The 19,029-nt window shown below is 68.0% G+C and carries 15 protein-coding genes; 10 read left to right on the forward strand and 5 right to left on the reverse strand.

Features of this window, described 5'->3' with window-relative positions; genetic code table 11:
* Positions 1-56: 56 nt before the first annotated feature.
* The 3 genes from OXI49_11110 (at position 57) to OXI49_11120 (ending at position 3,918) form a co-directional block, all read left to right on the forward strand.
* Positions 57-791, forward strand: coding sequence for a DUF1499 domain-containing protein (locus OXI49_11110; GenBank protein MDE2691053.1), 735 nt, complete (start codon positions 57-59; stop codon positions 789-791).
* 80 nt (positions 792-871) lie between these two features.
* Complete coding sequence (locus tag OXI49_11115; protein MDE2691054.1) at positions 872-2,962, forward strand: 3-hydroxyacyl-CoA dehydrogenase NAD-binding domain-containing protein; 2,091 nt, start codon at positions 872-874, stop codon at positions 2,960-2,962.
* A gap of 65 nt (positions 2,963-3,027) precedes the next feature.
* A complete protein-coding gene (locus OXI49_11120; protein ID MDE2691055.1) occupies positions 3,028-3,918 on the forward strand; it encodes an LLM class flavin-dependent oxidoreductase in 891 nt (296 codons plus the stop codon).
* A gap of 10 nt (positions 3,919-3,928) precedes the next feature.
* On the opposite strand, the gene OXI49_11125 is transcribed toward OXI49_11120, so the two are convergent.
* Complete coding sequence (locus OXI49_11125) at positions 3,929-4,576, reverse strand: hypothetical protein (GenBank protein ID MDE2691056.1); 648 nt, start codon at positions 4,574-4,576, stop codon at positions 3,929-3,931.
* Between the two features lie 401 nt (positions 4,577-4,977).
* Here OXI49_11125 and OXI49_11130 point away from each other — a divergent pair, with 401 nt between their 5' ends.
* The 4 genes from OXI49_11130 (at position 4,978) to OXI49_11145 (ending at position 11,084) form a co-directional block, all read left to right on the forward strand.
* Positions 4,978-7,650: a SwmB domain-containing protein gene (locus tag OXI49_11130; protein ID MDE2691057.1), complete on the forward strand. Its 2,673-nt coding sequence runs from the start codon at positions 4,978-4,980 to the stop codon at positions 7,648-7,650.
* 96 nt (positions 7,651-7,746) lie between these two features.
* Entirely contained in the window at positions 7,747-9,342 is a 1,596-nt protein-coding gene (locus OXI49_11135) for a carboxylesterase family protein (protein MDE2691058.1), read from the forward strand.
* A 42-nt stretch (positions 9,343-9,384) separates the two neighbouring features.
* Positions 9,385-10,683 (forward strand): MFS transporter, encoded by a 1,299-nt coding sequence (locus tag OXI49_11140; protein MDE2691059.1) that lies wholly within the window; start codon positions 9,385-9,387, stop codon positions 10,681-10,683.
* An 8-nt stretch (positions 10,684-10,691) separates the two neighbouring features.
* Positions 10,692-11,084, forward strand: a complete 393-nt coding sequence (locus OXI49_11145; GenBank protein ID MDE2691060.1) for a dimethylsulfonioproprionate lyase family protein — start codon at positions 10,692-10,694, stop codon at positions 11,082-11,084.
* A gap of 58 nt (positions 11,085-11,142) precedes the next feature.
* On the opposite strand, the gene OXI49_11150 is transcribed toward OXI49_11145, so the two are convergent.
* Both OXI49_11150 and OXI49_11155 read right to left on the reverse strand, forming a co-directional pair.
* Complete coding sequence (locus OXI49_11150) at positions 11,143-11,814, reverse strand: DUF2911 domain-containing protein (protein MDE2691061.1); 672 nt, start codon at positions 11,812-11,814, stop codon at positions 11,143-11,145.
* Between the two features lie 10 nt (positions 11,815-11,824).
* Positions 11,825-13,156 (reverse strand): c-type cytochrome, encoded by a 1,332-nt coding sequence (locus tag OXI49_11155; protein MDE2691062.1) that lies wholly within the window; start codon positions 13,154-13,156, stop codon positions 11,825-11,827.
* 168 nt (positions 13,157-13,324) lie between these two features.
* On the opposite strand from OXI49_11155, the gene OXI49_11160 reads away from it, so the two are divergent.
* A complete protein-coding gene (locus OXI49_11160; protein ID MDE2691063.1) occupies positions 13,325-14,575 on the forward strand; it encodes an alginate export family protein in 1,251 nt (416 codons plus the stop codon).
* Here the strand turns inward: OXI49_11160 and OXI49_11165 are convergent.
* Both OXI49_11165 and OXI49_11170 read right to left on the reverse strand, forming a co-directional pair.
* Entirely contained in the window at positions 14,547-14,969 is a 423-nt protein-coding gene (locus tag OXI49_11165) for a DUF126 domain-containing protein (protein ID MDE2691064.1), read from the reverse strand. The two genes, OXI49_11160 and OXI49_11165, sit on opposite strands and share 29 nt — an antisense overlap.
* Positions 14,966-16,288 (reverse strand): aconitase X catalytic domain-containing protein, encoded by a 1,323-nt coding sequence (locus tag OXI49_11170; GenBank protein ID MDE2691065.1) that lies wholly within the window; start codon positions 16,286-16,288, stop codon positions 14,966-14,968. The genes OXI49_11165 and OXI49_11170 overlap by 4 nt, the downstream gene beginning before the upstream one ends.
* Before the next feature lie 124 nt (positions 16,289-16,412).
* On the opposite strand from OXI49_11170, the gene OXI49_11175 reads away from it, so the two are divergent.
* The gene (locus OXI49_11175) at positions 16,413-17,993 is read left to right on the forward strand and encodes an AMP-binding protein (protein MDE2691066.1); all 1,581 of its coding nucleotides are present in this window, start codon (positions 16,413-16,415) and stop codon (positions 17,991-17,993) included.
* Positions 17,994-18,029: 36 nt separating this feature from the next.
* Entirely contained in the window at positions 18,030-19,007 is a 978-nt protein-coding gene (locus tag OXI49_11180) for an NADPH:quinone oxidoreductase family protein (GenBank protein MDE2691067.1), read from the forward strand.
* The last annotated feature ends 22 nt before the right edge of the window (positions 19,008-19,029 follow it).

The raw sequence follows: 19,029 nt of genomic DNA on the forward strand, positions 1-19,029 counted from the left end.
AGGGAGCAGCGGCCGGCCCGACCGTAGCAAGTCCCGGCCTGCTACCCTCCGCCGCGATGAACTCCCTTACCGCTCTCGCTTCTCCGCTGATCTCGGCCACCGCGCTCGTGGTCGGTCTGATCGGCGTGCTCGAGGCCCGGTTCGGCCTGGTTTCGCCCCTCCTCGGCTTCGCCCTGTTCTCCTTTCTGATGCCCCTGGGCGTCTTGTTCGGCCTGCTCCTCGGGTTGATCGGCCTGCTCCGGACCCGCCGCAACCAGCGCCGTGGCGGGGCGTCGCAGGCGTGGGCTGGAGCGCTCCTCTCCGTCGCGGTACTCGGCTGGGTGTTCGTGCTCGGCTACGCAACCGCGCAGGCGCCGCCGATCCACGACATCACGACGAACATCGACGACCCGCCGGCCTTCGAGGCCGCAGCCGCCCAGGACAGCCGCGGCACCGGCTTCGCCTATCCGAGCGGCGGCGCCGCGGTACCCGATCAGCAGCGCCGGGCCTACCCCGACATCGACACGCTCCATCTCGCTATCTCAGGAGACGAAGCGGCGTGGCGGGTCCGCCACGCGGCCGAGGACCTCGGCTGGGCGCCGATCCTCGAAGACCCGCAGAACGGGCGCTTCGAGTTCTCGGACGTCACGCCCTGGTTCCGTTTCATCGACTTCGTCGCCGTCCGCGTACGCCCCGAAGCCGCGGGCACGGCCATCGACGTACGCTCCGTGTCCCAGGTCGGAGTCGGCGACCTGGGTGAGAACGCGGCCCGGATCCGTCGGTTCCTGGACGTGCTTGGCCACGGCCACTGAACGGCTACGATACCGGCCCGTTTCACCAACGATCCCCACGTCAACGCACCGGCGCGCCCGCGCCAGGAGACACCATCGACATGACTGCACTCACCGACATGGTCGACTACGAAGTCCGCGGCCAGGTCGCCCTGATCGTGATCGACAACCCGCCCGTCAACGCGCTCAGCCACGGTGTGCGCGCCGGCATGGTCCAGGGACTGGCGAAGGCCGAGGCCGATGAACAGGTGGCCGCGGTGCTCCTGGTCTGCAAGGGCCGTACGTTCATCGCCGGCGCCGACATCACCGAGTTCGGCAAGCCGATGAAGGAACCGGGGCTCAACGAGGCGATCGAGGCGATGGAGAACGCGACCAAGCCCGTCGTGGCGGCGATCCACGGCACCGCCCTGGGCGGCGGCCTGGAGACGGCGATGGCCTGCCACTACCGGGTGGGTGTCGCATCGGCCCGCTTCGGCCAGCCCGAGGTCAAGCTGGGGATTCTGCCGGGCGCGGGCGGCACGCAGCGGCTGCCCCGGCTGGTCGGCTATCCGAAGGCGCTGGAGATGTGCGTGATCGGCAACCCGATCGGCGCCGCGGAGGCACTCGAGGGCGGCCTGATCGACGAGATCGTCGAGGACGTGTTCGAGGGCGGCGTCGCCTTCGCCGAGAAGCTGATCGCCGAAGACCGGCCGCTCAAGAAGATCCGCGACCTGGACGAGAAGGTCAACGAGGCGCGGGCCAACAGGGAGGAGATCTTCGACGGATTCCGCCGCAAGATCGCCCGCCGCACCCGCGGCTTCGAAGCGCCGGAGGCGAACGTGCGGGCGATCGAGGCCGGTCTCGACATGTCCTTCGACGAAGCGCTCGACTACGAAAGGAAGCTGTTCGGCGAGCTCATGTCCGGCAAGCAGTCGATCGCCCAGCGCTACTACTTCTTCGCCGAGCGCGAAGCGGCCAAGGTGCCCGACGTGCCGCGCGACACCCCGATGCGAAAGATCGAGAAGGTCGGCGTCCTCGGCTGCGGCACGATGGGCGGGGGCATCTCGATGAACTTCGCCAACCGCGGCATCGGCGTGACGATCGTCGAGGCCGAGCAGAGCCGGCTCGACCACGGCTTCGGCGTCATCCGCAAGAACTACGAACGGACCGCCAGCCGCGGCCGGATGACGATGGAACAGGTCGACCAGTGCATGGGCCTGTTGAGCGGCGTGACCGAGCGCGAAGCGCTCGCCGACTGCGACCTGGTGATCGAAGCCGTGTTCGAGAACATGGATCTGAAGAAGGAGATCTTCGCCAGCCTCGACCGGATCGTGAAGCCGGGCGCGGTGCTGGCGACGAACACCTCGGCGCTCGACGTGAACGAGATCGCCGCCGCCACCAGCCGTCCCGAGGACGTGATCGGCATGCACTTCTTCTCGCCGGCCAACATCATGCGCCTGCTGGAGGTCGTGCGCGGCGAGAAGACGGCGAAAGACGTGATCCACACCGCGATGACGATCTCCAAGCAGATCGGCAAGGTGCCGGTGCTGGTCGGCGTGTGCCGCGGCTTCGTCGGCAACCGGATCCTGTTCCAGCGCCAGCAGCAGGCGCAGCAGATCATCCTGGAAGGCGCGAAGTACTACGACGTGGACCGCGTCCTGTACGACTTCGGCTTCCCGATGGGTCCGTTCGCGATGAGCGATCTGGCAGGCCTCGACATCGGCTGGAACGAGAAGGAGTCGGCATCCCGCGACATCCGCGACATCCTCTGCGAATCCGGCCGGCGCGGCCAGAAGAACGGCCGCGGCTACTACGTCTACGATCCGGAAACCCGCGCCTCGGCGCCCGATCCGGAAGTGCTGCAGATCATCAGCGACTTCGGCTCCGCCAAAGGCATCGCGCAGCGTGATGTCGGCGAGGAGGAGATCCTCGAACGCTGCCTCTACCCGATGGTCAACGAGGGCGCGAAGATCCTGGAGGAAGGGATCGCGATCCGGCCGTCCGACGTCGACGTGATCTGGGTCAACGGCTACGGCTGGCCGGTCTACCGGGGCGGCCCGATGCACTGGGGCGACAGCGTGGGCCTCGGCAAGATCGCCGACCGGATGCGGGAGTTCGCGGACCAGACGGGCGACGACTTCTGGCAGCCCTCGGCCCTGTTGGCGGACCTCGCCTCGGAAGGCAAGAGCTTCAGCGACTGGAGAGCCGGCTGAAGGAGAGCCGCATCGAGATCGGGCTGACCCCCTGGGTCAACTACCTGGGCGACGAGGCGGGGTCGATCGCCGACCAGGCGGAATTCGCCGACCGGCTCGGCTTCCACTCGCTGTTCCTGCCCGAAAGCCACTTCACAGGCGCCGCGGCGTGCCCCTCGCCCATCGTCGTTCTCGCTGCGGCAGCGGCACGAACGACGAACCTGCGGCTGGGCACCACCTCCTACCTCCTGCCGGTTCGCAACGCCTTCCAGGCGGCCGAGGAGGTCGCCGTCCTCGACCGCCTCTCTAACGGCCGCGTGATCCTCGGCCTGGGCCGCGGTTTCCGGCCGGCGCTGTTCGCGGCCTTCGGCGTTGATCCCCGCACCAAGCGCCAGCGTTTCCTCGAGTCGCTCGACCTGATGAAGCGGGCCTGGGTCGGCGAGGCGATCGAGGTCGGCGAACCCGGCACGCGTCAACCCGTGCGCATCGCGCCGCTGCCGGTGCAGCAGCCGCATCCGGAACTATGGGTGGCCGCATTCGGCCCGCTGGCGCTCAAGCAGGCCGGCGAACTCGGCCTGCCCTACCTGTCCTCTCCCCTCGAAACGATCGGCCGGCTCACGCGGAACCACGAGCTCCACCGTGAGGCCCTGCCGCAGGGTGCGCCGCGACCGATCGTTCCGGTCATGCGCACCGTCTTCATCTCGGAAGACCGGTCCACGTGCGAGCGCGTCGGCTCCGCCCTGACCGCGCAGGCGCTCAGGATGGCGCGCGCCGGCACCCGCCTCGTGCAGGAAGAGGAGCTCGCGGATATCGAGAACTGGGCGATCGTCGGCGGCCGCGATCAGGTTCGAGCCGGTCTCGACCGCTACCGTCAGCGCATCGGCATGACCCACCTCATCGCCCGCTGCGGCGTTCCCGACGCGGCGCCGTGGGAGATCGAGGAGTCGATCCAGGCTCTGGCCCGGATCCACGCGTGATGGCGTCCGCTTAGCTGGTCGCCGGGCAGGCGTCGGGGAAGGCGCCGACTTCGGTCAGCGCCGGGTGGCCCTTCGCGAGGACGTTCTGCTCGTAGTCCTCGTCCGACTCGTCCGGGCCCTGAGGCCGCCTGGTGATAGGCGGGAACTCGTACATCCTCGAGTTGACGATCATGCCGCCGTCGGCATTCTGGTCCGGAAGAGTCGTGTCCCGAACGATCAGCCGGAGGCCAACGTCGCTCGCGGTGGCAGCGAACACCCAGTGATGCTGGTTGACCCCGCAGCCGTCGAGCACCTTGAGCAGCATCTCCCAGTTGTTCCGCTCGAAGAAGTAGAACAGTCCAGAATCCCTTGTACGAGGCCTCGCCACCTTGGCGCGCATCGTCTCGCTGTTCACCGTGAACTCGACCGTAACCTCGTAGCGGCCTTCGTGCAGGCACAGGACGGTGTCGCCCTCGATGCAGCCGCCAGTCCCGCTGGCCGACAGAACCGAGTCGGTATCTGATACCGCCTCGGCTTCACTCGCGTTAACCGGCACTCCCTGCCACGCCAGGAGGAAGAGGCCGAAGCCGACACCGCCGAGCGACCGGATTCTCCACCCCCGGCTCGCCGCGATCAGCCGCGCGACAGGCTGTGACCCGGGACTCTGCGACTCGGACATGTTTCCCCTTCTCCTGATGTTGACTCTCGCCTAGACAGCGCTGCTCAGAAGAGCGTAACCGATACTAACAACGAGGAGCACGTAAGTCCAAGCTTCCCGCCCCATCCCACCGCGCTTCCCCTTTCCAGTACTCCGGGTTTCGTTCTCGGTCACCCCAAAACGGGATATCGCCACATCGTTTCTTTGTCAACGATTATCTGGTATCTCCCGCGGTCCTGAACCAGCCGGACAACCTACCAAACGGTAGGTGACAACTCCCGAAGTTCTGCTCAAACTTCCGGGATGGTCTCAGGCAATCGCCCCCCCCCCCCCCAAGGTGCCGGGGACGGTCGCGGTCGTGGGTGGCGTCCGCCTCCCTCATCTTTTTCCTGTACGGCGCCGGGGCCGCCGGGGCGCAACCAGTGACGGTTCTGGTCAGCAACTCCGACCAGACGAATGATGCCGCGTCCAATCTGTTCACAAAGGACTACGCCACGACGTTCACGACCGGCGGCAAGTCCGCCGGCTACTTACTGACCCAGATCGCCCTCTACCTCCGTCATCCGGCTGGAATCAAGTTACCGACCTACAGCCTGAAGATCTTCGAGGGTAGCTCGTTCGCCGTTTTTGCTGAGATGGAGGCTCCGGCCAGCTTGCCCACCTCATTTGATCGCGTGGTCTTCGCGGTACCAGGGGAGGTCCTCCTGAAGGCCAACACGAGGTACTGGGTGACTATCGACGTCACATCGAGCAGCAACCGCACCGAGGTTCGCACGACATCGTCGGGTGCGGAGAATCCCGGCAGCGCGTTGGGCTGGAGCATTGCGGACACCGGCTTTTCGCGGTTCTTCCACTTCGGTAGTGAGTGGACCACCATATCCCCCTTGAAGCTCGAGGTCACCGGCCGCGAGAAGGACACACAACCTCCGGAGTTGATCGCAGGCACGATTGACGGAAAAGCCGTGGCTTTGTACTTCAATGAGCCTCTGGACACCTTCGGGACGTTGAATGCCAACCAGTTCACGGTCACCGGCAATCCGACCGACCTGGGAGCCGTCACCGGCCCGGCGATCGATGATAGCGAGAACAACAGGATCTCGATGACGATGACCAACGCCGCGACCGCGAGCGACCAGGTCACCGTCACGATTCCCACCACCACCAACATCCTGGACCGCCAGGAGAATCAGCTGGAGGCGATCACGTCGGCGTTCACGCTGACCAACACCGGGACCGGCGATCCCGGCGCCCCGACGCTCACTTCCGCGTCGGTCGATGGGCACACGCTGACGCTGACCTACGACCAGACGTTGCTGCCGAGATTCCCCGACAAGAGTGCCTTCACTGTCTCGCCGAGTGCGACGGCAACGGTCCTCCGCGACTACGCCATCAACCCCGGCGCGTCGAGTTCAACCGTGGTGCTGACCATGACTCCGGCGGTGAAGCACGGCGAGACGGTGACGGTGAGCTACAACGCTAGCTTCCCCCCCGCGATCCAGAACCCTTGGGGCGAAGCGGTGGCTGCGCTTTCCAATCACGCGGTGACCAACAGTACCGACCCGCCCGTGGCGAGCGTCTCGGGCGGCCGTGCGGTCGCCGAGGGCGGAAGTGCGGAGTTCACCGTGACCGTGGCGCCGACGCCCGCAACGAGTGCCATCGTCAATCTGACGATTACGGAGACAGGTGGCTTCGTGGAAACCGGTAACCTGGGCAAGAAGACCGTGACCGTGACGACCTCGGGCACTGCGACCTACTCCGTGCCCACCAGGGTGCTCCAAGGGACGACCACGATGGGCGGGTCGGTGACGGCGACGCTCAACGCGGGCACGGGCTACACGGTCACGACCACGACACAGAACACCGCCACCGTGACCGTGACCGAGGCGGGCCCGCAGGTCACTGCGGTCGCCATCTCGTCGACGCCCCTTCACGACGCGGACAACAACGGCACGGCGGAGACCTACGGGCTGAACGAGAAGATTCGGGTGCAGCTCACCTTCAGCGAGGCGGTGACGGTGACAGGCACGCCGCGCCTGACAATCAAGATGGATCCGAACTACGGCGAGCTTCCGGCGAACTACGAACGCGGCAGTGGCAGCGCCAAGCTGACCTTCGCCCACACGGTGGTTTCGCCGAACCGCTCCGACCCGGGCGTTGCGGTGCTTGAGAACACTCTGGCTCTGAACGGCGGGACGATCAGGGCCGGGACCAGGAACGCGGAGCTCGGACATGTCGGGCTGGCCCACAACGCCGCTCACAAGGTGGACCACACCCGCGGGGTGCCGGCGCCTCCCCCGCCGCCTGAGCCGGAGCCGGAACCTGAGCCGGAGCCTGAACCTGAGCCTGCGCCTCCCGGTGGCGGCGGTCCGCCGCCGCCCGAGCCGGAACCCGAACCCGAACCCGAGCCGGAACCCGAACCCGAACCCGAACCCGAACCTCCGCCTCCGCCGGTGCCGCCGGAGGCGGCCTTCACCGTCGACGCGCCGTGCGCGGAAGGCCTGTGCCGGGCGGTCACCGGCGATGAGGTGACCTTCAGGGACGCGAGTTCCGGCACGGTCGCCCGTCGCTCCTGGGACTTCGGCGTCCCTGCCCGCGGGTCGCCGTCCGCCGGAACGGTGCGGCACGCCTGGTCCTCGCCCGGCTTCTACGAGGTCACCCTGACCGTCAGCGGCGCCGGTCACGAGTCCATGGCGTCGCGCGTCTTCCTGGTCGAGGCCGCGAACCCCGCCGGAACCTGCGAGCCGGACGGCGAGACGATCTGCCTCCAGGACTCCCGCTACCAGGTGCGGGCCACCTGGAGCAACACGGACGGCGAGTCTCGTCCGGCGCGCGCGGCGCGGGCCGGCACGAACGACTCGGCCCTGCTCTGGTTCCACGACCCAGCGAACTGGGAGTTGCTTGTCAAGGTGCTGGACGGCTGTGCGATCAACGGCGCGGACTGGGTGTTCGCTGCCTCGGCGACCACGCTGGGATTGGAGATCGAGGTCACCGACACGGTGACCGGGGAGGTCAGGGCGTACGGCAACGAGCCCGGCCGCCAGGCGGACGCCGTCGCCGACACGGAGGCCTTCACGAACCGCTGCGGGAGTCAGTAGAGCTTCGCGCAGCGCTACCACGGTTCCGGCCCGCCTGCGGGCGTGTAGAGTGAGCGGCCCGTCATTTGACAACTGCACGCCACCTCTGGAGGAAACATGGCCAGGACTTGCCGCGGAACAGGTGTCCTTTCGAGCGCCGCCGCGACGGCGGCGCTGCTGTTCGCTAGCACAACACCGGGCGCCAGCACGGACGCCGGCTCGGTCGGAATCGACTCCGGCAAGTTGCATGGCGAGGTGCTTGATACGAACACCGGCCTCACGGTCTACCGCGGCATTCCGTTCGCGGCAGCGCCGGTTGGCGAACTGCGCTGGAAGGCGCCGCAGCCGGTGGCGACGTGGAGCGGCGTGCGTGACGCGACGAAGTTCGGCGCGATCTGCCCGCAGGCGCCGGTTCTGGCGATGATGACCGGCGAGTCCCTGCCGGAGTCGTCCGAGGACTGCCTGTTCCTGAACGTATGGACGGCGGCTGGGGACGGCGACGATCCACGGCCGGTGATGGTCTGGATCCACGGGGGTGGCCTGAGCCTCGGCTGGAGCAACCAGATCGGCTATGACGGCGCCGCCTTCGCTGGCAAGGGCGTTGTCCTCGTTTCGATCAACTACCGGCTCGGGCCACTCGGTTACCTCGCGCACCCCGCACTGTCCAACGAGGCAGGCGGTGAATCCGGCAACTACGGCTTCCTCGATCAGATCGCGGCGCTCCAGTGGGTCGAGCGGAACATCGCGCAGTTCGGCGGCGATCCGGACAACGTGACGATCTTCGGCGAGTCCGCGGGCGGGACAAGCGTTCACGCGTTGATGGCGAGTGCGCTGGCAGCGGGGCTCATCCATCGGGCGATCGCGGAAAGCCCGTGGGTCACCGACACGAACATCCGCCCGCTCAGCGGCGCGAACGGCATGCACGCCAGCGCCGAGGACGTCGGCGTCGCCTGGGCAACGGCGATACTCGGTGACGGCGCCAAACAGACGGCAAAGGCGCTGCGGACCCTCGACGCGAAGACGATCATCACCGGAACCCCCCAGGCGGGCCAGCCCGGCGCCTACGAGCCGCACGTCACCTACGGCACGGCCTTCATGCCCGAGTCCAGCGAAGACCGCTACACGGCCGGGAAGCAGAACGACATCCCCCTGATCGCCGGCACGAACCGCAACGAGGGCACGATGTTCATGGCCTTCCAGCCGCTCACCGAGCGGGCGGAGTTCCTCAAGATGCTGAAGGGCGTCTACGGCGACCAGGCCGAGGAAGTGGCGAAGCTCTACCCGTCGTCGAACACCGACGAACTCAGGGTGCAGCAGGACCGCTTCCTCACCGACACCTGGTTCCTGCGCGGCACGCGCCGGATGCTGCTCGGCATGGACAAGGTCTCCTCTCCCGCGTTCCAGTACTTCTTCACCCGGGTGAACCCGGAGAACCCGGCCTGGGGAGCGCATCACGCAGCCGAGTTGGGCTACGTCTTCAATACCCTTCAGGGCGAGAACTACGACGAGACGGACGATCGTCTCGCGGCGCTGATGATCGACTACTGGGTCCAGTTCGCCCACACCGGCGACCCGAACGGCGGCGGCAGGCCGGCCTGGCCGGAGTTCGATGGCGACAAGCAGGCGTATCTCGAACTCGGTGACGAGGTGAAGACGGGGGCGGCGCTGGAACGGGAGATCAACGACCGGCTCGAAGCGATCCGCGGTCAGTAGTCGGCGGCAACGGACACACGAGACGACACAGGCGAAGCGGGAATGACGAGCAACCCGCCCCGCCGCTTCCTCGGATGGCAGATGGTCGGGCTCGGCTCGGTCTGCTACGGCTTCGGCATCTCGCCGATGTACTACAGCTGGGGCTTCTTCCTGCCCGAGATGCAGCAGGACCTCGGCTTGAACGACACCCAGTCGGGTCTGGTGTTCAGCGTCTTCAACTACCTCTACCATCTGCTCGGCCCCGTCGTCGGCATGGCGATGGCCAGGTACGGCATCCGCTCGGTGATGGGACTCGGTTCCGTCGTCGCGGTGCTGGCCTTCTGGCTGTTGAGCCGGGCGGATTCGTTTGTCGACTGCCTCCTTGCATACGGCGTCCTGGGCGGCGTCGCCATCGGTCTTTCGACGATCCTGCCTGCCCAGACTCTGGCCTCCAACTGGTTCGTGCGTTTCCGGTCGCGGGCGATCGGACTGGTGCTGGCCGGCGGCGCTGTCGTCGGCATCCCGGTGAACGCCTACTTCGCCCCAGGCATCCTGCGGGTGGCCGACTGGCGGGCCGGCTGGCTTGTGATCGCCGGAGTCTCCGCCGCGGTCGCGGTGATCGCGGTGCTCTTCGTTCGCGGCACCCCGGAAAAGGTCGGTCAGCAGCCGGATGGCGGCCCTGCACGGGGCGAGGCGGCCGGAGCGGCAGACGAAGAGGAGAGGTCGGGACCGTCAGGCCTCGGCGAGTGGACCGCGCCGCTGGCCATGCGCACCCATCAGTTCTATGTCCTCATTGCCCTGTCGATCGCCTACGGGGTGCCTTGGGGCATCATCACCGTCTACGGTCGCAAGCACCTGGAGGCCCTGGGCTTTACGACCGCCGTCGTAGGCGCGATCCTCGGCGTCCGCGTCGCGGTCAGCCTGCTGGGTCGCCTGAGCGCCTTCGTCGGTGACTACATGTCGCCCCAACGCCTGCTCGGCATCGTGCTCCTGGTCGAGGGAGTCGGTTGCGCCGGCCTCGTGAATGCGAACACGGCGCTCGTCGCCTACGCGTCCGTCGTACTCGTCGGCCTCGGTTTCGGCTGCGCCTACGTCTGTATCCCGGTCGTGTACTCCTCCTTCTACGGGAGGCGCGCTTTCGGCACGATCATCGGTACCCGCTTCGCGATCACCGGCCTGATCTCGCCCGCGGCGCCGACCATCGCCGGACTGCTCTCCGACTGGTCCGGCTCCCATACGCTGACCTTCTGGATCATGGCGGCCTGCTGCCTCGCCGGCGCCTTCGTCGCCTTCGGGCTGCACGCGCCGGTGCTGGGAGCGCGACCGATCCAGCCAGTGGCCACGAGTTCTCCGGGCAGTTAGAAGTGCCTATGCTCCAGCCCGTCATTGCCGACCAGGCGGACGTCGACTGGGAGTATTGGGCCGATCCGGCCAATACCTCCCCGAGCGCCATTCGCTGGAAGCTCCTGATCAGCCGCGAGCGCAGTACGAGCGGCGGGCTCGTCACCGGCGTGGCGAAGATCGAGCCGGGTGCCGCGCTTTCGCGGCACCACCACGAGCCGGAGGAGACCTACTACGTGCTCAGCGGCCGCGCTCTCATCGAGATCGAGAACACGCGGGAAGAGATTGGCCCGGGCACGGCCATCTACATCCCACCAAACGCCAGACACGCCCTTCGCTGCATCGGCCCCGAACCGCTGGTCTTCATCTTCACGTTTCCACGCGACCGATTCGAGGACATCGACTACCACCTGGATCCGTAGTCGTCACGAGAACCCGCGCGTGGCCCGTGCGGTTCCGGTCGAGCTAGCTTCCTGGCACTTACGACCTGAGGCCGGCGACCGTCGTCTGCCAGCGATGCTCGCCCCAGGACAGCTTGAGCGTCCCCGGGGTGTCGCCTTCGGGCGGCTCGATCTCGATCGTCAGGCGCGGCTTCCCGCCCTCCACGATCGCGTGCTCAAGCCGGATTTCGCCCAGGTCCTTCGCCGGATCGTGCATCGTGCCCCAGACGTCGGGCTCGTTGTTCACGATCAGCACCCACTGACCGTCGTCGTCGAGGCGGAGCCACAAGCTGTAGAGGCCGGCGAAACCGGGCGAGACGTTGCCGGCCGGCACGACGAGGTCGCCGACCACGATGTCGGCCTCCGTGCGCAGCTTGATCGCGGCCGCGGTCTGAAACTCGAACAGGCCCTGTTCGTGCTTCTGCAACGCCTCCCAGTCCACGCCGAGGAGCGGCAGCCTTCCGGCGTTCACCTCGACCATGCCGCCGCCGATCTCGGCCCGGTCGATCGAACGGGTCGCGTTGACCAGTAGCGCGAAGGCGTTGGTCAGTCCGGACGCATCCAGCTTGCGACCCTCACCCTCCTTCGAGGGCTTCTCGATGACTTCGCGGGTCTCGGCAAACTGACCCGCCGCCGGTGCCGCGAACCCCGCTACCGAGAGCAGCAGAACGGCGGCGACCGGAGCCAGCCGCCGGCCGCACAGACCGGTCATTCTCGCCTACCTACTCCCCGCCGCCGGTGCTCTGAATCGAGGCGACTCCAAGCCGCAGCGCGATCGGATCGACCGGCTCGACCGGCGCCCAGGCGACGAAGCCGAGCATCATCTCGTCGGTCGTGGCCGTACCGTTGACGACGTTGTCCGCCGGGTCGAAGCCTCGCTCCTCGCCGCGCTCGGGCGAGTTCTCGAACCACATCGACACCTCGACCCGGGTGCCGGCGGGGATCGTCTTCGGCTTCTTGTACTGGTACGTCGTCTGCCACTCCTGGTCGTAGTTCGGCACGTCGAGAAGAACCTCGGTCGTGCCGTCGGGGTAGAAGGCGTCGTAGCGCACCGCGACCGACCGGAGGTGGGCGTGAGGCCACAGGGCCAGGATGTCAGTCTCGACCGGGAACACCCGCGCCGCGCCGACCTTCCAGCGGTCGTGGCCGGGCGGGATCTCGAAGGTCAGGTTGCCGATCGAGTCGAACTTGACCTCGCGCAGCTCGCTCTCGGGCGCGTCGGCGAAGACGAAGCCGATCTCGGAGCGGTCATGGAACCCGCTGCCTTCGCCGGCCTCCTTGTTGTAGTGCAGGGAGAACTCGATCGTCGAGCCGGGCTCGAGCTTCATCGCATAGCCGGGCTCCATCAGGTGGCTCTCGGCGCCGAGAGCGATACAGCCCAGGGAGCTGTCGCTGAACTTGCCGAGCGCCGTCGCGCCGCCAGGGGGCCGGATGCTGGCGCACATGTGATGAACGTCGCTGCCGCCGACCTTGAACTCGACGCCGCGCACCCAGACCGGCTCGGGGAGCATCTCCTCAGTCAGCTCGGTCTCGAAGTTGATGTTGATGTCCGCGATGTCGTCGGCCACCCAGTAATCCTCGGGCATCTGCACGACTAGATCGGGCCGGCCGAGCGACCAGCCGCCGGAGCCTTCCTCGACGAAGGTCTTCGGCGGCGGAGCATCCGCCGCGTCACCGGCCGGCGCGCCGCCGCGGGCCCAGGCCATGACCGTCTCGATTTCCTCGTCGGTCATCACCCGCTCGTGGTGAAACTGACCGCGGGTCGCCTCGGTGGCGAACCACGGCGGCATCGAGCGGTTCTCGACCGCCCGCGCGATTGACCGCGCCCAGGGGCGCGTCTGCTGATACGTCATCAGCGGCATCGGCGCGATCATGCCGCCGATGTTCTCGCCCTCGCCTTCGGGCCGGTGACAGGTCTGGCAGTTCTGCTGGAGAACCGGCAACACGTCGGCGTAGAACGTCGGCGTATCCGCTTCGGCGGCCACGACCATGCCCGGGAGGACAAGGGCGGCAACGAGCACGACGAGGACGGGGCGAGAGGTCGCGGTCTTCATGAGTCTGGTCTCCGGTTTGCCGCCAGCGGCGCCAGGGGCGGGCATGGAATCGAGCGCAGGCTCGGATCCTAGGTCAGTGCTCAGCAAGTGTACTCCAACGGGCGGCTTGTATACTGCCGGCGGCCTCCGGTGACCCCACCTTCTTCTCCCCGAGTACGCAACCAGATCATGCGCAAGTGTCTGATTCCGCTAGCGCTGAGCATGGCCGTCGGCACGGCGCACGGTCTTGCGCAAGGCGACGAGGAGAACGCTCCTCAGGAGCCGGCGACGCTTGGACAGGCCATCCGCGACGCGGACGTTTCGCTCGGTCTCCGGTACCGGGTTGAGCAATCCGACGACGACGCGTTCGACGCCACGGCGCTCGCTTCGACCCTTCGCACGAGCCTCAAGCTGGAGACCAAGGCGTTCCGCGGCTTCTCCTTCCTGCTCGAGGCGGAGGAGGTGACGCCGGTCGGCAACGACGGCACGTACCGCAACCTGGGCTACGGCGGACTCGACAACGGCGTACGCGATCGACCGGCCATAGCCGACCCGGCGCTGACCGCGATCAACCAGGCCGCGGCGAAGCTGGAGCGGGGGCCGGTCGCGTTCACGCTCGGCCGGACAGAGCTCCTGATCGGCGACCAGCGCTTCGTCGGAGCGGTCGGCTGGCGCCAGCATCACCAGGCCTTCGACGCGGCCGCGCTCGACGTGAAGCTGGCCTCGGACTGGTCTCTTCGCTACGCCTTCCTCGACCGCGCCCACCGGATCACCGGCGCCGAGGAGGCGATGGGTTCGCATCTGATCTACGTGTCCGGCCCGGCGGGCCCCGGCACTCTGGCCCTCTTCGGCTACCTGCTCGACTACGAACGGCCCGGCGCCGCGGCCAACTCCACGTCCAACTGGGGCGCCAGCTACAACGGTTCGCGCGACGCGGGCGCGGCCTCGGTTCTCTGGGAACTCCAGTACGCCGTGCAGTCGGACTGGGCGGACCATCCCGGCAGCGTTGACCTCGACTACCAGAAGACCGGCATCGGCTTCACCCGCGGCGACGTCAGCGTGCGGGCGGTGCGGGAGGCCCTGGACGGCGACGGCACGTACGGTTTCCGCACGCCGCTGGCGACGCTGCACGGTTTCAACGGCTGGACCGACAAGTTCCTCGGGACGCCGGCCGACGGCCTGGTCGACGTCTACCTTCGGCTCGACCACAACCTCGACAACTGGAACTGGACGGTCCGCTGGCACCAGTTCCGCTCCGCGGTCGGCAGCATGGACTACGGCACAGAGATCGACGCGATGGCGGTGTGGTCCACCGCGTGGAACCAGGACTTCGGCATCAAGCTGGCGCAGTACGATGCGGACGAGTTCGGCAGGGACACGTTCAAGGTCTGGATCTGGACGTCCTGGAACGTCAGCCTGCGATCCGCAGACGGCCGCTGACGTCGACGGAAACCTCGGCGCCCTCGCCCAGAGCCTCCCAGTCCGCCGCTTCGAGCAGGACCACCGGCGGCGACCGTTCGTAGAGCTCGCGGGCCACCGCGGCGCCCAGCGCCAGAATGCCGTCGAGTTCGCGCAGCACGACGGCGGCCGGCGCCGTGCCGAGACGCACGCCTTCGAGAAGCACCGAACTCGAGCTGCTTGAGCCACGTCCGTAGGGCATGACGAGGACACGGCCGGCGACGCTCGCGCCGCAGCGCGGGTGACGCCGGTCGATGATCCGTCCGGTCACCGGATCGACGCCGCCCCAGAACGACAGCGGCTCGGCGAGCCGCAGCACGCAGCCCGCGCCGACGCCGCCGACCAGGACCCGGCCCTCGAGCTCCACGCCGGTCACGGCCACAGCTCCCGGTCGCGCCACAGCCGGCCCGCCTGGGCAGAACGCACGCACTCGGCCAGACTGCCGAAGACGACATCGAATCCGACGTTGCCGGGCGCGTAGTGCGCGAACTTCCCCGAGTTGGTCATCAGCACGCCGCCCGCGGCTGTACGGAGGATCGGGGCCACGACGACGCAGGTGTCGACGACCACGCGCACGCCAAGCGCGCGCAGCCGCTCGAGGCCGCCGCTCTGTTCGAGATGGCCGAGCGAGAGGCGGTTCGTGCAGACCACGAACTCGACGCCAGCCGACGGCGGATGGCGCTCGACGAGCGGCAGCAGCTCGGCGAACTCGCGTGGCGAGAAGTGGGGGCTGCCGAGCGCGACGACGTCGATCGTCAATCCCTCGCCATTCGGACCACCGCCCGCAGCTTCGCCCGTGTTCGGCGTCGTCGACAGACTCCGCAGGCCGGCGCGCAGGTCGGAAACGCCGATCTCGATCCATTCCTCCGCGTCCTTGCCGCCCAGCGCCGCCTCCAGCGTCGGCGCCTCGGGCGTAACTCCGACCGCGTGGAACAGGGCGACGGCGCCGGAGGACGCCGCGGCCGCCCCCAGCGCCTTCAGGCCGTCCTCGTCCGCCTCCTCCAGGCCGAGCAGAACGGGCACCCGGTTGCCGCAGCGCTCCCCCACCAGGTAACCGATCGCCGGCAGCAACCAGGACGCGCTCCTGAGAGCGTGCGGCAGCGCCCGCAGGTCGAAGACGATCTGGCCACGACGGTTCTCCTCCAGGTGCAGCCCCACCGCCGGCGCGCGACCGGTGATCGCCGCGCAGATGTCGATGAAGTCGCCGTAGCGGTGCGTGCGCGCGCCGAGGACCGAGTTCGCGAACACGATCGCGTTGCTCTCGGCCCAGGCCACCTGCTGCCCAAAGGCCGGCCGCGGCGTCGTCTGGTAAGGCGCACAGGTCCAGATGGTCCGGCAGCCCATCTCGTCGTAGCACTCCATCAGCCGCAGCGCCTTCGCCCGGCGCTCCGCGGTGCCGGCGAACTCCTCCGGGTGAAGCAGGTCGAGGCCGCCGACGTTCAGGGTCGTCGGCACGCGGACGCGGGCGCCACCCGCGACCAGGAGCTCCGCGAAGTCGACGCCCGAGTCGCCGTGGTACAGGCAACCGTCGATGTGAGCGCCCTCGATGTCGAGCAGCCGCTCCGCGCCGTAGACGCCGGCCATCGTAACCAGGATGCGCATCGCGACCGCCGCGGCTTCACCGAAATCTCCCTCAAGCATGGCCCGGTCACGCTCGGTCAGCTCGACCGTCTCGGGCGTGTTCGCGGCGGCCATGGGCAGTCAGTGTAGCTATGGGTACACTCGCGGCTCTTATCAGGAACACGGCTCCAGAAAACCAGAGCAAGGCAACGAGAAAACCAGGGCGCCGGCCTCTTTCGGCGCCCGCGGAGAGGCCCGCATGGCGATCGACGCAGCACTGCAGGAACGACTCATGGCCGCCGCGCCCCACGGCATGGGCATCGCGGTGCACGCGGAAGAAGCTCCCGAGCGAATGGCCGTGCTGTCGAAGTTCGGCGGCCGGACGCTCGGCGAACTGAACGCCAACGCCAATCGCCTGGCCCGCGTACTGCGGGCCCACGGCGTCGGTCCCGACGTCGGCGTCGCCCTGCTGTGCCGGAACCGGCCGGAGTTCATCGAAACGGTCGTGGCCTGCCAGCGATCCGGCGGACGCATGACGCCGATCAACTGGCACCTCGCGCCACCCGAGGTCGCCTACATCGCCGACAACTGCGAGGCCCTCGTGTTGATCACCGACGAGGCCTTCGCGCCGGCCGTCGCCGCGGCTCAGGCCGCCTCCAGCCACTTGCGCCTGACCCTGGCGATCGGCGGCGAGATCGAGGGCGCCGAGTCCTACGAGGAAGCGCTCGCGGCCGAGGAAGGTTCGAACATCGACAACCCGATTCTGGGCGCGCCGATGCTCTACACGTCCGGCACCACCGGCCACCCCAAGGGCGTCTACCGCAAGGCGGATCCGACGCCGACTCCGTTCCTGCTGGCGGTCCGCGAGTCGGGCGACTTCGAGCCGGACACGGACTGCTCGCTCGTCACCGGGCCGCTCTACCATGCCGCTCCGCTGGGTCTCAACCTGGCGATGCCGATGGGTGCCGGCGTCGGCTCCGTGCTCATGGACAGATGGGACGCCGAGGAAACGCTCGCCCTGATCGACAGGCACCGGATCACCCACACGCACATGGTGGCGACGATGTTCCACCGCATGCTCGCGCTGCCGCCGGAGGTCCGCGAGCGCTACGACGTCTCTTCGATGCGCTGGCTCTGCCATGGCGCGGCGCCGACGCCGGTCCACGTCAAGCACCAGATCATCGAGTGGTTCGGGCCGGTGGTGTGGGAGTACTACGCCGCCACCGAGGGCGGCACGTTCTGGGTCGACTCAAGCGAGTGGCTCGAGAAGCCCGGCAGCGTCGGCCGCACCGTGGAGGGAACGAGCTACAAGGTGCTCGACGACGACGGCGAACCGGTGGCGGCGGGAACCACCGGCACCGTCTACTTCGAGGCCGCCGAGAACCGCTTCGTGTACTTCAAGGCTCCCGACAAGACCGCCTCCGCCTACCGGGACGACTTCTTCACGATGGGCGACATGGGCTACGTCGACGAGGACGGCTACCTGTTCCTCACCGGCCGGTCGGCGGAGACGATCATCGCCGGCGGCGTCAACATCTACCCCCAGGAGATCGACGACGTGCTCCAGCAGCACCCCGCGGTCTACGAGGTGTGCACCGTCGGCGTGCCCCACGAGGAGTGGGGTGAGAGCGTCAAGTCGGTCGTCGAGGTAGGCGACGGCTACGAGGCGGGCGACGAACTGGCCGAGGAACTGCTGGCCTGGTGCCGCGAGAACCTGCCCGACTTCAAGCGTCCGCGCTCGATCGACTTCGCGACGGATCTGCCACGGATGCCTACCGGCAAGATCCAGCGGGGCCTCGTCCGGGCGCCGTACTGGAAGGGCCGCGAGCGGCAGATCTGACCCACGATTCCAACCCACACCACGCGAGGCGAGAGCATGAAGGCAGTCGTTTGCAGTGAATTCGGTCCCCCGGAGAACCTCACGATCGAGGAACGTCCCGATCCGGTCGCGGGGCCCGGCGAGGTCGTCGTCGACATCCACGCGGCGGCGATCACCTGGCCCGACACGCTGATCATCGAGAACCGGTACCAGTTCCGGGGAGAGCCGCCCTTCGTGGTCGGCGGCGAGGTAGGCGGCAAGGTCGCCGCGGTCGGCCCGGATGTCGACGGCCTTGCGGTCGGGGACGACGTTGTCGGCGGCGGCGGGACCGGCGGCTTCGCCGAGCAGATACTGCTCAAGGCGTCCCAGGTGCGCAAGCTGCCACCGGGGCTCGGCCACGCGGAGGCCACGGGGTACGGCTACGCCTACGGCACGGGTCACTACGCCCTGAAGTACCGGGGCAATCTCAAGCCCGGGGAGACGCTGCTCGTGCTCGGCGCCGCCGGCGGAGTCGGCCTGGCAGCCCTGGAGCTCGGCAAGGTGATGGGCGCTCGCGTAATCGCCGCCGCTTCGAGCGAGGAGAAGCTGGCGCTCTGCCGCGAGCGCGGCGCGGACGAGACGATCAACTACTCCAGCGAGGATCTGAAGAACCGCGCCAAGGAGCTGACCGGCGGCAAGGGCGTCGACCTCGTCTACGACGCGGTGGGCGGCGAGTACGCGGAGGCGGCGCTGCGGGCCACGAACTGGCGTGGCCGGTTCCTGGTCATCGGCTTCACCGCCGGTATCCCGCGCATGCCGCTCAACCTCACCCTGCTCAAGGGTTGCGACATCGTCGGCGTGTTCTGGGGCGCTTCCCGGATGCGCGAGCCGGAGATCTTCGAGGCGACGCGGGTCGAGACGGAGGCGCTCGCCGCCGAGGGCAAGATCCAGCCCTGGATCTCGCGCCGGTATCCCCTGGAAGAGGTGCCGCAGGCGCTTCGCGACATGATGGACCGCAAGGTCATCGGCAAGATGGTCATGCAGCGGGGCGCCTAGCGTCGCAGCAGGAGAGGAGCAC

The sequence above is a fragment of the Acidobacteriota bacterium genome, assembly GCA_028875725.1.
Taxonomy (GTDB): domain Bacteria; phylum Acidobacteriota; class Thermoanaerobaculia; order Multivoradales; family Multivoraceae; genus Multivorans.